12 protein-coding genes are annotated in these 13,993 nt (G+C 63.7%); all 12 read right to left on the reverse strand.

Translation table 11 applies throughout. The features are described 5' to 3' along the window. Positions 1-97: 97 nt before the first annotated feature. Positions 98-457, reverse strand: a complete 360-nt coding sequence (locus ACFOW7_RS08490; protein ID WP_378163088.1) for a hypothetical protein — start codon at positions 455-457, stop codon at positions 98-100. After that, the gene (pabC, locus tag ACFOW7_RS08495; protein ID WP_378163090.1) at positions 442-1,284 is read right to left on the reverse strand and encodes an aminodeoxychorismate lyase; all 843 of its coding nucleotides are present in this window, start codon (positions 1,282-1,284) and stop codon (positions 442-444) included. Before pabC ends, ACFOW7_RS08490 begins: the two co-directional genes overlap by 16 nt. Further along, complete coding sequence (locus tag ACFOW7_RS08500; protein ID WP_378163092.1) at positions 1,285-2,607, reverse strand: TldD/PmbA family protein; 1,323 nt, start codon at positions 2,605-2,607, stop codon at positions 1,285-1,287. A 51-nt stretch (positions 2,608-2,658) separates the two neighbouring features. Then, positions 2,659-4,098 (reverse strand): TldD/PmbA family protein, encoded by a 1,440-nt coding sequence (locus ACFOW7_RS08505; RefSeq protein ID WP_378163094.1) that lies wholly within the window; start codon positions 4,096-4,098, stop codon positions 2,659-2,661. A gap of 61 nt (positions 4,099-4,159) precedes the next feature. Beyond that, the gene (locus tag ACFOW7_RS08510; RefSeq protein WP_378163096.1) at positions 4,160-5,008 is read right to left on the reverse strand and encodes a DMT family transporter; all 849 of its coding nucleotides are present in this window, start codon (positions 5,006-5,008) and stop codon (positions 4,160-4,162) included. A 547-nt stretch (positions 5,009-5,555) separates the two neighbouring features. Further along, complete coding sequence (locus tag ACFOW7_RS08515) at positions 5,556-6,860, reverse strand: MFS transporter (RefSeq protein WP_378163098.1); 1,305 nt, start codon at positions 6,858-6,860, stop codon at positions 5,556-5,558. Between the two features lie 363 nt (positions 6,861-7,223). Next, a complete protein-coding gene (locus ACFOW7_RS08520) occupies positions 7,224-8,171 on the reverse strand; it encodes a hypothetical protein (RefSeq protein ID WP_378163100.1) in 948 nt (315 codons plus the stop codon). Between the two features lie 113 nt (positions 8,172-8,284). Further along, on the reverse strand, positions 8,285-8,860 hold the full coding sequence (locus ACFOW7_RS08525) for a TerD family protein (RefSeq protein WP_378163102.1): 576 nt from the start codon (positions 8,858-8,860) through the stop codon (positions 8,285-8,287). Positions 8,861-8,918: 58 nt separating this feature from the next. After that, on the reverse strand, positions 8,919-9,641 hold the full coding sequence (locus tag ACFOW7_RS08530) for a VWA domain-containing protein (protein ID WP_378163104.1): 723 nt from the start codon (positions 9,639-9,641) through the stop codon (positions 8,919-8,921). Between the two features lie 59 nt (positions 9,642-9,700). Then, positions 9,701-10,909: a toxic anion resistance protein gene (locus ACFOW7_RS08535; RefSeq protein ID WP_378163106.1), complete on the reverse strand. Its 1,209-nt coding sequence runs from the start codon at positions 10,907-10,909 to the stop codon at positions 9,701-9,703. Between the two features lie 236 nt (positions 10,910-11,145). Next, positions 11,146-12,345 (reverse strand): aminotransferase class V-fold PLP-dependent enzyme, encoded by a 1,200-nt coding sequence (locus ACFOW7_RS08540; RefSeq protein WP_378163108.1) that lies wholly within the window; start codon positions 12,343-12,345, stop codon positions 11,146-11,148. Between the two features lie 429 nt (positions 12,346-12,774). Then, positions 12,775-13,923, reverse strand: coding sequence for an HD-GYP domain-containing protein (locus tag ACFOW7_RS08545; RefSeq protein WP_378163110.1), 1,149 nt, complete (start codon positions 13,921-13,923; stop codon positions 12,775-12,777). Positions 13,924-13,993: the final 70 nt, after the last annotated feature.

Raw genomic sequence — 13,993 nt, forward strand, 5'->3', positions numbered from 1 at the left:
AAGCAGATAACTTTCCTAATTCATTAGGAAGGTTATCTGCTCTTGTAGACTGTTTTCCGGTTTTTTATCCCGACGCTCCGGCCCGTCGGAGGCGACTTTATTTGGCGCCAGCTTGGGCGGGCGGGGTGGCGGTGACGGTGGCCGGGTCGATCGGCTGTCTGCCCTTGAGGCAGTAACGGTCATAGTCGCCGTCGATCTTCTTTTGCTTGGCCAGCATCTTTTCCACTTCCCACTCGCGGCCGCCGCCCAGTTGCTTGCGCTTCTCGATGATCCGGTATTCCTCGACCAGACCATCGCAGCGCTTGCGCTCGTATTCGGCGAGGGTGGCGTAATTGACTGGTTCGAACTTGAACGGGATGGCCTGCGGCTTGGGCGCAGGTACCGGGGCGGGTTTGGCCGCCTGGGCGGCGCCGAGCGCGAGACCTGCGCTGATCAGTAGTTTTAGGATGTTGGACATATGATGCTCTCTCTGGCGGCTTCCTCCAGCCACGCCTGTCGTAGCCGGTGCGCCAGGGAGAAATTATGCCATATAAATACCCCATCGCCAGCTACTGGCACGATGCCAGCGAGGCTATTGCACAGTATTACCTCATCGGCCTGGGCCAGTGCTTCGGGCCGCAATGGCTTTTCCACAGCCGCATAGCCCTGCTGAGTTGCCCAGTCGAACACCCAGGCGCGCGTCACGCCGGCCACGCCTTCGCCGACCAGCGGTGGCGTCAGCAGCCGGTCGCCGCAGCGCAGCCACAAATTGCTCATCACCCCCGACACCAGTTCGCCGTCGATATTGCGCATCAGGCCATCGAATAGCGTGGGATCGTGCCATTCACGCCGCGCCATCACCTGATCGAGCCGATTACCGTGCTTGAGCCCGGCCAGTCCCGGCTGGCGCGACCAGCGCCAGTCGCAGTGGCGCAGCGGGGCGCCGGTGCTGAACCAATGGGCGGGATAGCTCGGCAAGGGCGCCAGCCCAAGCACCCGGGTCACCGGCGCCGTCGGGTCGCAGGCATAGCCACGCGCCGCCACGCCACGCGAGATGGTGATCCGTATGGCGGCATTGGTAGGCACGAGCAGCGCCAGATCGGCCAATAGCGTGGCCTCTGCGGGACAGTTGAGCCCCAGCCGCGCGCAATCGGCCGCGAGCTTGGCGTAGTGGCGCGACCAGAACCATAGCCGCCCGGCCTCGCAGCGCAGGGTGCGGAACACCGAATCGCCGAAGGTGAAGCCACGATCCTGGGCGGACAGGCTGCCGGCCAGCTCGCCATTGACGACCACCGACCCGGCCATTCACGACACCAATTGCAGACCGGACAACAGCGCGCCCGGCACGCGGATGCTGTGTGACAGACGGGCGCCGTAACTGTTGGGATCCGCCAACAGCTCGGTTTCGCAGGTCAGTGCTTCGAGCTGATCGCCCAGCAGACGGTAGAGGCTGTCGTCAAAGCGCATCACATCGAGCGGGGCGACGATCTGGCCGTTTTCGACCCAGAAGCAGGCAAAGCGGGTCATACCGGTGACGCGGGCCGCGCCACGGTCGGAATAGTTGAGATACCAGAGGTTGGAGATATAAAGCCCCGTATCGAGCGCTGCGAGCGCCTTGGCCATGGGCAGATCGCCCGGTCCCAGGGCCAGCGACTCGGCCCCCTCCTCGGCGCCGGCGCCATTGCTGGCCACGCCATACTGACGGGCCGAGCGCGGGCTGACCAGGCTGGAGGCGAAGCGGCCGTTCTGCACCAGATCGACCCGGGCGGGCTTGATAAAGCCCTGGCGCTGGAAGGCGGGCCCGAGGCCGCCCGCGGTGTCTTCGTACAGATGGCAGCGCGGCGACAGAGTAGCCTCGCCGGTGGTCAAGCGCAGCATGGCGCTGCGTTTGGCGCGGATTTCCTTTTCGGAGAAACCGGCCCAGTTGAACATCTGCACGAGTTCGGACAGGGCGCTCGGCGTCATGAAGGCGCGATAGCGGCCCGGTGACAGCGGTTTGACCGGACGGCGCAGCAGTGCCAGTTCTTCGCGGGCGCGCGCCAGGGATGTCTTGAGTAGCGAAGCGTCCCACTCAAAGCCTGCGCCACCGCGCTTTACCGCCTTGTCGCCGTGGGCATAGAGGCTCCAGTCGAAATTCCAGCTGGCGCTTTCGTGCCAGTTGCGCTGGCCCCAGCTATTGGCAAAGCCATAGCGCATCGGGCCGGCTGCCAGCACGCCCACCAGATCGTCACCGGCGGCGGCGCTCACGATATCGTCCACCATGGACTCGGCGGATGGCAGTCGGCTGACGGCCAGATGCTGGCTGTTGTGTGGCTCGGTATTGAGCAGCAGATAGGGGTCGTCGGGGACCTGATCGAGCAGGCTGCGCAATTCGCCGACCAGGCGCGACACACGCTCCAGGTCGGCGGCGGTGCCCGACAGCGCCACGGTTTCGCTGATATGGCGGGCACCGCGCAGCCATTGCAGGTCGAGGTAAGCCTGGCTCACGCTGCCGGCCTGGCGTACCCGGCCGTGGTTGAAGCGGATGAAATCGGTGTCTTCCGCAGCGAGCCAGGCGGTAAACGCCTCGTCGCCGCGCAGCAGCGAATGCAGATGATCGGCCAAACGGTAGAAGGCTTGCTGGTCCATCGCAGATTCCGGAGCGGTTGCGCCAGCGGCGCGGGGATTGAGGGAAGGCGTTCAGGCGCCGCCGAAGACTTCGATCCGATCGAACAGGCAGGCCGGTGCCGCGTGGCCTACCCTCACCACCTGGCTCGGTTCGCCCTTGCCGCAGAACGGGGTACCCATCGAGGTAAAGGTCGAGCGGTCGCCCACCGCCTTGAGAGCGCGCCAGAAGGTGGCCGAGACGCCGCGATAGCCGGGATTCTTGACCACGCCCTTCAGTTCACCGTTCTCGATCAGCTGGCCCCATTCACAGCCGAACTGGAATTTATTGCGCGAGTCGTCAATCGACCACGACACATTGGTATCCATCAGCACACCGCGCTCGATCGAGCCGATCAAGGCCGACAGCGGCTTATCGCCCGGTTCGATATTGAGGTTGGCCATGCGGTCGATCGGTGGCCGGTTCCAGTTGCAGGCACGGGAGTTGGCAACGCCGCTGAGTCCGGCGCGGGCTTGCGAGATGGCGCCGCCGAGCGGACGCAGCAGGATGCCGTCGCGGATCAGCCAGACCTTCTCGGCTGCGCTGCCGTCGTCGTCCCAGCCGTAGCTGGCGAATTCCTCGTCGAGGGTGGGATCGAAGGTGACGTTGAGCTGTTCGGAGCCATAGCGATAGTGGCCGAACATATCGAGTCCGACGAAGCTCGTGCCGGCGAAATTGCGCTCGTCGCCGAGGATACGGTCGAGTTCGAGCGGATGGCCGATCGATTCGTGGATCTGCAACATCATCTGCTCGGGCATCAGCAGGAGGTCCATGGTGCCGGTGGGACAGTTGGGTGCCAGCAGCAGTTGCAGGGCTTCGTCGGCGACCCGGGCGCCCGAGCCGTCGAGTCCGGCGGCATCGAGGATATCGAGGCCGCCCTGGCGGCAATAGCCGTTGTACTGGCCGCCGAGACTGCGGGTCTGTGATTCGCCGTCGGCGAAGGCGGTGGCCATCAGGCCAGGGATGACCATCCGAAAGCGCTGTTCGACTTCACCGCCGCCCGAGGTCAGGTAGTGCTGGCGCACATCGAGGTGTTCGATATTGACCGACCAGTCGACGATGCGCGGATCGCGGCCGCAGGCTGCCGATTCGGCCAGCATCCGGTCGAGCAGTTCGCGGCGCGGCCAATCGGCGGTCGTGTCGGCATGGCGGCCGATATAGCGGCCGCGTGGATGGCTGGGCTGGTAGGCGGAGAAATCGAACACCGAGCGTTCGCGGCTGGTGGCGGCCCACTGGCGGGCCTGGGCGATGGCGGCCAGCAAGCCGGCTTCGGACAAGTCGGAGGTAGCGGCATAACCATAACCGCCTTGATGAATCACCGTGACCATGGCACCCAGATCACGATGGCGGCGCGGTGGCTCGACCACGCCGTTCTTTACGCTGAGGCTCTCCCCTACTTCTTCGACCAGCCGCAGGGAACAGAAATCAACCCCGGCATCGAGGTCGCGGAAAAATCGGGCAGCGCTGTCGAGCATTGGAGATTCCCCGAATTGAGATAAGTAAGGTCGATCAAATCGGGGAAGATCATAGCTCAGACTAGGCGGCACTCGCCACGGCCACCCGGCGCTCACGGCCAAGCCAGGCGCCAGTCAGAATCAGGCCCAGCGCCAGGGCGCTGCCAAGGCCGAGGCGACCGCCGCCGAACAGGGCCAGAAGGCCGGTCGATAGCAGCGGTGTCAGATAGGCCAAGGTGCCGATGCTGCGCGGATCACCGCGTTTCAAGGCTGCATCCCACAGAAAGAAGGCGGCGCCCATCGGGCCCAGGCCAAGCAGCAGCAACATCGACCATTCCTGGCCGCTTGGGCGGTAAGCAGGTTCCAGCGCGAGATGGGCCAGCAGCGCCAGCAGGCCCGATACCAGGCAGAAACCGCCAATCGCCCCGGTCGGAAACGGCGCAACCCGCCGGGTCAGCAGCGAATAGCTCGACCACATCAAGGCAGCAGCTAGCGCCAGTCCGTAACCCAGCCATTGCCCGCCACCCAGACTCAAACCGCGCCCGGCAAACACCAGCACACAACCGCTCAGACCCAGCAGACCGCCGACGATATGGCGCATCCCGAGCTGCACTCCCGGCAGCAACAGCGGCGACAACAGCACGATCAGCAATGGCCACAGATAGTTGATCAGATTGGCCTCGATGGCCGGCGCATGGCGAAAAGCCATGATCAACGCGAAGTGATAGCCAAACAGGCCATAGCAGCCCAAAGCCAGCGTCGATAAGGGTACGCGCCACTGACGCCAGTACGGCAGGCCGCAGACGCTACCGATCAACAAGGCGCAAGCCACCAGCAACAGCGGCGGCACGGCGGCCAATTTGACCGACAGCAGGGCCAGCGTGCCCCACAGGCCAATCGCAGCCAGGGCAAAAAGTTGGGCGGACGACATGGACAAAAGCGCCTTTCTTCCAAAGAACGGAGTTGGATTCTAGAGGCTTATCCAAGCGCGCCAATCGCGGAATTCCAGCAGATCGGGCTGACCTGGCAGTGATAAGCAGGAAGTGGGTGGCGGAAGCTCAAGCGAAGGCAAAAAATAGTTATTTTTATGCAAATTATCTGCAAGGCATTTAGCTGAGAAAATCGATTTTATAAAAGAATTTCAAAACAGAAGAGATTCTTACCATGAGACGGTGCGGGGCTGGGGTGGTTGGAGGCGGAGATTGGAGAGGGTGAACACGCTGCTGGCTGGATGCCTTTTCCCGGCGAGCCGCGGGTATTGGGGCGATCGGTATTTCTGCTGTGGTTGGAGGCGGTTTCAGCGGCGACAAGGGCAACAGGACCGTGGCAAGGTCGGGAATGGGGATAGGGGTTGTCAAAAAATGCGTATTGGACACACTCCACCTATCGATAGAGCGTGGCTTATAGGTACAAATCGGACAAATTTTTATATGGAAGAATGGATGGTTGTCGGGATGGAAGCGGTGGACGGGGTGGTTCTAAGGTTTGTCCGCCGCTGAGGACTCCTTGCCGAACAGTTGAGGATAAAAGCGACCGTACCAGCCTTTGACGGCTTCGTGGTCGAGTTCGAGGAAGTTGCGGTAGCCGGGGACGCGCAGGAAGCCCAGGGCGGCGAATCCGTAGGAGAAGCCGAAGAGCAGGTAGACCTGGCCGGCGGTGATATAGAGCAGGCCCCAGCCTGCCAGCATGGGCCCGAGGGCGCCGGCGATTTGCAGGACCATCATATTGACGGCGGTCATTCTGGCGCGGAAATCGGGCGGCATGGCCAGCATGCGGTGGGTTTGTCCGACCATCTGTACCACGGCCAGGCTGAGACCGACGACGACGAAGCCCAGTACCAGCAGATAGGGTGAGGTGGTGGCGCCGACCAGCATTTGCGCCAATCCCGAGCCCATCATGGCGCCGAAGCTGGCGCGGAAACGGCCGAAGCGGTGAGACAGCCAATCGGCGCCGCCGAGGGAGCCGATGAGCATGCCGAAGCTGATGCCGGCCTCGCAGGCCCCGAGCCAGGCGCCCGAGAGGCCGAGTTCGCGCACTTTCAGTGGCATCAAGAGGCCGAGGACCGGGAGGAAGAACAGCATCATCAGGAAGGCGGTGGCGGTCCAGTAGCGTTCAAGTGGGATACGCCATTTGGCGAGGAAGCCTGCGCGCAATGCCGGCCACCATGGTTCATGTGATGAAGCGCGGTGGGGGTCAGCGGGTGGAACGATGATGCGCCAGGCGGCCAGCGAAGCGATGACGAGCAGCAGGACATGCAGCCATAGTGCCGCTGCCGTACCGAACAGGGCGAGGGCGAGTCCGCCCAGGGCGGGGCCGACCAAACGGCCGATGGCCTGGGCGCTTTTTTGCAGGCCAAGACCATCGGACAGGCGCTCAGGCGGCACCAATTCAGCTGCGATGCTGAAGGAAGCGGGGCCGAGGACGGCGTTGGCGGTGACACTCAGGGCTTTGAGGGCGATGACCAGCCAGAGGTCGTAGTAATCGAAGCTGGCGAGCAAGGCCAGGATCAGGGTGACGACGCTGAACAGGGCGAGGCTCGAGGCAATGAGGCGGGACTTGGGCCAGCGGTCGCCCACGGGCGCGAGCAGCGGCAGCGAGATCAGCATGGTGATGGCCATCACGGTACCGTAGATGGCCAGATGGACGGCGCCGCCATGGTCGGAGATCCACCAGGGGATAGCGACCTGTCCGACCATCATGGCGAGTTGCATGGCGACATCGCTCAGCAGCAGGGCGCGGAAGGCGGGCGGATGGGTAACCAGACGGGCGCGCAGGGCTTTCAAGCCGGCTCCGGGAAGTGATCGCAGGAACGGTCGCCTTGCAGGACACCGTCTTGCCGAGCGGGGTTTTCTGTTGGCAGCGGGCGATGCGGGTGAGAGATCAGGGTGGCGTGGCCGGAGCCGGAGCCGGAGCCGGAGCCGGAGCCGGAGCCGGAGCCGGAGCCGGAGCCGGAGCCGGAGCCGGAGCCGGAGCCGGAGCCGGAGCCGGAGCCGGAGCCGGAGCCGGAGCCGGAGCCGCAGAAGTATATTTTATGAATCAACCAAAAGCCTCTCTGCATCTAGCATGCATTATTTCCTGATTCTTAATTTTCTACCGTCAGCCTTGAGGCACCAGCAAGGTCAGCACCGCGCGGCCAGCGGAATGGCTTAGTGCTTGGCCATTTTCCAACTTGGGTAGGCCAGATAGACCAGCCGCTGGATATTCTCGCCCCATGCCGCAAACAACTGGCGTTGCTGGGTGCAATGGGCGCGGTTGAGATCGAGGTTATAGAGCGCGTGGTGCAGCAACTGTGCCTTGGCTTCGAGTGAAACGCGCCATTCCTGCTCGCCGATGGTGGCCAGACAGGCCACGCCCTGGTGGAAGGCTTCAAGCCGTTCGCGCAAGGGCGGCAGCGACTGTTCGACCTCGTCGAGATCGTCGAATAGCGCCTTGAGCCGTGGCTCGGCCGATTGGATACCGGCGACGAGGCTCGCCGGGTCTTCCCGACGCAGTGAGGCAAACCAGCCGCGCGAGCTGCCGTCCATGGCCTGGGCCAGGGCATCGAGCTGTTCGGCGATGCGTAATTGGGCAGCCGACTGGGCCAGGCTGGCGATACGCGAACTGAGCTGAGCGGCCGAGCGCAGTTCGGATTCGGCCAGTTCAAGCACGGCCCGCTCCGAGAAAGGCAGCAAGGCGCGCCATACCACGGTCATCTGGGCGTAGACCGAGGCGGTGGTATCGGGGAACAGGCGTTTGGATTCGAGATCGAGCTTTTCGAGCCAGATCTGTTCGGCGTCACGAAACACCGGCGCGGGCTGGCGCACCACGGGTTTCACGGGCGGCGGCTCGCCGGCAGAACCGGGAGCAAATAAGGGCGAAGGAGCGGGACGCGGCGCCGGGGCCGGCTGGGGCGCAGGCGGTGCCGGTGGCTCGTTACCAAATAGCGGTTGGGGGGAAGGCGTGGCGCGAGGTGGAGCGGGAGTCGGCGCCAGCAACGGTACCGGAGTCGGCGTCTGGGCCGGTGCCGGATCGGCCCCGAACAGGGGTTTAGGGGTCGAAGCCGAGGTGGCTGGCGACGGCGGCTGGGAATCGTTGGAAAACAGCGGTTTGACCATCGGGTATGGACCCGTAACGGGCGCAGGGAAGTGTCATTGTAATCGCAATCGACGCCGCGCCGTGCGGAGCGGGGCCCGGCCCCGCTCCAGGCCGGTTGCCCGGCCGCACAGACTCAGACGTTGCCGCCGTAGGCACGCACGAAGTCGACCAGACCGCGCCGATAGCCGGCACCGACGGCGACGAAGCTCCATTCGCCGGCGTCGTTCTTCTTCACCGAACCGAATTGCAGGGCGGTTTCGGTGCTGTATTCCTCTTCGAGCTTGTACTGGCCAATGATGCTGCCGTTGTTGGCGTCATAGAGGCGGATGGCGCTGTTGCGCACCTGGCCGAAGTTCTGGCGACGGGCATCGGCGTCGTGGATGGTGACGACGAAGGAGATTTCATCGGCATTGGGCGGCAGTGCAGCCAGATCGATATGGATGGTCTCGTCATCGCCCTGGGCCGCGCCGTCGCGGTTGTCGCCCGAATGGCGCACGGCGCCTTCCGGGGTTTGCAGGTTGTTGTAGAACACAAAGTGGCCGTCGCTCAGCAGCTTGCCCTGGCCCAGCACGAACACTGACGCGTCGATATCGAAGCTCGAGCCGGTATCGAAGCTCTTGGCATCCCAGCCCAGACCGACTTTGATCTTGGTCAGACCGGGGTTGTTCTTGGCCAGGTTGATACGGCCGCCTTTGTCCAGATTGATCATGCTATTTCCTTTCAAAAATGACTATTGCTGAGTAATTATCTAGCAGCAATATCGCAGATTATTTGGTTTTGAGCCAGTTCACCACTTCGGTGGTGATCAGCTTGTCGTACAGCACCTCATCGCTGATGCGCAGATCGGGCAGATGGACGAAACCGGCATTGGGCAGGTCGTTGGCCACCTGATTGAGGAAGTCAAAGCGGCTCTGGTTGGAGACGCCGACCAGCTGCCAGTAGGCATTGAACTGCTGCGACGCCTCGAAGATCTTGTAGGCGGTGTTGCGGTCCTCGTTCTCCCCGTCGGAGATAAAGAACAGCATGGCCGGGATATGGGTATCCTGGGCGGCTTCGATCTTGGTTTCCTTCTTGCCGAACAGGCCGCCCAGGATGCCACCGGTGCGGATGGTCTTCTTCTTGCCCCGGAAATAATGGTCGAGCATCTTGTCGGCCACATCGCCGTAGCGGGTGGTGCCCCACTTGGCCACATCGTCGTTATTGACGATGGCGCGGTCCACATAGCCTTCGTAGTCGCGCACGCTGACGGCGGGCGCTTCGGACGCGCGATGGTCGAAGGTCCAGACTTCCATTTCGCCGTTGTCGTCGAAATTGGCGGCATAGGCAAGCAGACGGGTCACGGTCTCCTGGACCAGACCGGCACGGTACTCATCCATCATCGAACCGGACACATCGAGCGCGAGACCGACCCGGCAGACCGGGGGTTTGGTCAGGCCGCGCTTTTCCAGCACGATGGTCGATTTCTTCTGCAAGTCGATAAGACGGCTCATTTATTGTTCCTTTCTGGAGCGAAGCGCCGCCCGGGGCGGCGGGAAAAGGGGTTGACCAGTTACATCGCCGGGCCCTGGCGGTTCATCACCGTCAGCAGCTGGGTACGCATCGATTCGAGCTGGGCATCGGTCTGGGCCCGCTGCCGGCGGCCTTCCTCGACGATCTGGCGAGCATCTTCGAGCGCGCCGATGGTCTGGCGATTGACGTGTTCCAGCGTCTCGATATCGATCACGCCACGCTGGGCGGCGCGACCGATCTGTTGGGTGTTCTGGCGCAGCAGATCGGCGCTGCGCTTCAGGGCTTCGTTGGTGGCGTCGTCGACGGCATTGGCAAGGTCGGCGCCGCGTTTTTGTTCGAGCAAAACGATCTGCAAGGCAAACTGCTTTTGCCAGGCCGGGATCGTCAGGTTCTTGATGTCGTTGAATTTATTGACCAGCAGCCGGGCGTTTTCCTGCATCAGGCGGATCTGTGGCGCAGTCTGCTCGGCCAGCATCTTGACCCGCTTGAGGTCGTCCACCCGTTTTTCCAGCCGGTCGAGCGTGGCGCGCAGATCCTGGATGCGCTGGGCGGCCATGGTGTCCATCGCGCTGGTGTCGATCCCGCCGAGCTGGGCGCGCATGGTTTCGGCAATCTGGCTGCCTTCGGCGATCGAGCGCTCAAGGCTCTGGTGTTCCTGGTAGTTGGCCTCGTACATCCGCTCCAGGTCGGTGATGCGGCGCTGCTGTAGCGTCGAGTGGGCCTGGAGTTCGGCCATGAAGCGGTCGATCTGCTTCGAGACGGTCTGGTATTGCGACAGGAACTGTTCCTTGACCGAGCCGAACATGCCCTTGATCTTGCCCAGCAGACCTTTGTTCTTGAGGTCTTCCGGCCGCAGGCCCTTGGCGGTCGAGATCAGTTCACCGAGCTTGAGGCCGAACTGTTCGAGTTCGGACGCCTTGGTCTGTTCGAGCAGCGACTTCGATACGCCGGCCACCTGGGTCATTTCGCGCTGGCCCAGGGTAGCGATCCACTGATCGTTGAATTGGGACGGCATCGCCGGCAATTGGGTCGGGGTAAAGGTGGCAAGCGGGGCGGCCGGAGCCGGCTGGAACGGCACCGGTTGGAAAGCCGGAGCCGGCTGGAAGGCAGGAGCGGCCATCGGTGGGGCCATCGTCGGAGCGGCCGGCGACCATTGCGGCGCCGGGATGCCGCCGGCCGGGGCAGCATTGGCGTCACGGTTGTCCTTGGGCGAACTCGCGTCGCCGAACAGCGGGGAAACCTGACTCATGATGGGCTCTCTCCTGGAATAGTGGCTTGGATTCTAGATCGCCCGACGCCTGCTATTGAAGCCCGCGCGAGGCGACAAACGACGAAATCCCAAAGCCGGGCCATGACTGGCGATTAAGACGGGGCGAATGAAGAAAGGTTCGACGCCCATATATCGGGCGCAGAGCCGCCAACAGACTGACGGCTCACCTTGCACGGGAAAACTGGCTCGCAGTCTCCTACAAAAAGTTTCCGGCCCTATAACACGCCGGCCAGCCGCTCGGCTGCCTGACGCAACTGTGCTTCGCTATTGAGCAGATCCGGGCACAGCCGCAAGCCCGCCGCCCGCGCATCGGCATTGACCCCGACCGCCTTGAGCCGCTCGGCCAGTTGCATCGGTTCGGGGTGGCGCACGGTCAGGAAAGCGCCATAGTCGGCGCCTGCACCGAAGTGCTCGATCCCGAGCCGGCTCAGTTCAGCCGACAGCAAGGACTTCTGCCGCAGCGAATAGTCGCGCAGACGTGCCACGCCGAGCGCCTGGACCAGTTCCAGACCCGCACGGGCCTGGAAGAACGGCAGCGGGGCGAAGGTCGATTCGAGCCAGCCATCGCCGCCTTCGGCAAACTGCGGCGGCATGGGCCGCTGGTAGCTGAAGGGATCACGCTTGGCGAACCAGCCCGTATCGAGCGTGGACAGACCATTGCTCAACCAGCGCGGCGCCACATAGAGCCAGCAGCAGCCCGGTCCGCCGCGCAGATATTTATAGCTGCCGGCCACGGCGAAATCGACGTCGAGCCGACTCAGATCGAGCGGCAGCACACCGTAGCCGTGATAGACATCGAGCAGCACCCGGGCACCTGCCGCATGGGCGGCCGCGACCAGTCGCTCGACCCCGTCGAGCACCTGGCCATCGGCAAAAAACACCTGCGACACCACCACCAGATCGATCCCTTCCAATCGGGCGATCAGATCGTCGACCGCGATTCGCCCCTCCTCGCCCGGCCCCACCCAGTCAACCTCGGCCCGCTGGCGGGCAGCGTACTGTTTGAGGATGACATCGAGCGAGTCGAATTCAGCCGTGGTGGTCAACACCCGCGGCGGTTCGACAAAGCTGTTGAGCACCGCCCGCACCCCCTGCCCTGCACTCGACTTGGGCACGATGCAGTCAGCTCGCGGCGCGCCGGTCAGCGCCGCGGTGCCGGCACGAAAACGTTCCACCTCGCCAAACCACGGCCCCCATGCCTCGTCGAGCAGGCGCGACCATAGCGTGATGCCCTCCTCCACATCGGCCCGGCTGCGATCAAGCGGCCGGCCCAGGGAGTGATTGGCCAGATAGATTTCCTTCTGGTCACGTTCGAGCACTTCCGAGAACAGGGGAAACAGATGTTCGACCAGACCAGCCTGATCGAGCGGCCCGTCACCGAGCGCGGCGACGGCAGCGGCAATGCTATGCGGCATAGAGGACTCCAGACCGGACCGCCCAGGCGGCCGGCGGACGAGATGGGCGATATGACCAGCGCGAGCAAGGAAACCTGCGCGAAGCGACGCCCCACGGCCTGTTCCCCCGGCCAGTCGTTCCAATAAATCAGCGTGCCAACAAGACGGACGGCAAGCATAGCGGCGCCGTCGCCCGCCACCAAGCCCGGTTTCCCGACCCTCCCCCCTCTCGGACTCCGCTGCGACGGTATCCGCTGTGGGTCGCGGAACCCATCATGAGGCGGCTGGCCGTGTTGGGGGGCCGTTTGGCTGAGTGGAGGTGGAGAGCCGCTGGAGGCGGCCGGGGAGGCAAGCATTGGCTTTTTATGTTTATTTTTAAATAATTTTACCTATAATCCTTGCAGACAATTTTCCTAATTTTTTCCAATCAGATCAATCAAACCACTTCACCTACCCGACATCCACCTCATGCGGCTTGAGATGGTTCAAATCGAAATCAGCCGCCTCGCTGCCCCAGATCGCCACCATATCGACGGGCACGCCCAGATCGGCCAGCGGCAGCGAGCCGGTGATGCGCAGATCGGCTTCGCGGGTGTCGCGCGGGCGCGGGCGGGCGAAGGCGATGCCATGGCCGTCGCGCAGTGCATGGACCAGCGGAGCATCGACCTGATCGGTCGGCGCGGCGACCACGCCGACGTCGCCGTTCTTGAGCGTCACCACGCTGCCGACCGGATAGACGCCGAGCGCCTTGATGAAATAGGCCGCCAGCCGGGCATCGAACAGGCGACCGCGTTCGATCAGGATGTCACGCAGCACCAGCCGGGCGCAGTGAGCCGGCCGATAGCCGCGTTCACTGACCCGGGCGCAGAACAGATCGGCCAGACCGACCAATTGCGCGGCCGGTGCAATCGCCTCGCCCGCCAGATGGTTGGGATAGCCGCTGCCGTCGTTGGCCTCATGGTGTTCACGCACGGCACGCAGCCAGTCCTGGTCGTTGACGCCAAGCGCCTGTAGCAGCTCGGCGCCGTCGATCGGATGGCGCTCGACCCGCGCCCGCTGCGACGGGGTCAGCGGCAGCGACTGGCGGGCCAGTGAATCCTGGAGTTCCAGCATGCCGATATTCATGGTCAGGGCTGCGCCCAGGGTGGCGCGGATCAGACTTTCATCGGCCCCCATCTGGGCCAGCACCGCGCAGCACACCGTCGCCGTATTGACCGCCTGCCGTACCGAGTGACGCCCGCCACGGCGCAGCACCACAGTGGCGATCACCACACGCGGATCGCGATGCTGGGCCTGGCGCAGCAATTGGGTCACTTCATGAATGGCATGGGGAAAATCGGCGATCGCCTCGGGCCGGGCCAGCAGGCGGTCGAGCTGGTAGCAGGCGTGCAGACAACGTTGCAAGGCAGTGGAGGGCGACAGATGCCAGGCGACCGAGGACTCGATATAGATGCCCATATCGAGCAGCCGCTCCAGCTGCGGCGCGTGGGTGATGCGGCCGCCTTCGGCCAGCAGCAGCACGCCCTTGTCGTTGTACAGATTCCAGGGCAAGGGCTCGCCCAGGGTGATTTCTCCGGAACGGATTCGACGCTGATGCATGATTCCCCTCCTGCATGGCCGGAACTGACGCCCGACCTGGACTCCGCCCGATCGACGGGAGAGCGGCCGC

This window comes from Chitinimonas lacunae, from assembly GCF_042650885.1.
In the GTDB taxonomy this organism is placed as follows: domain Bacteria; phylum Pseudomonadota; class Gammaproteobacteria; order Burkholderiales; family Chitinimonadaceae; genus Chitinimonas_A; species Chitinimonas_A lacunae.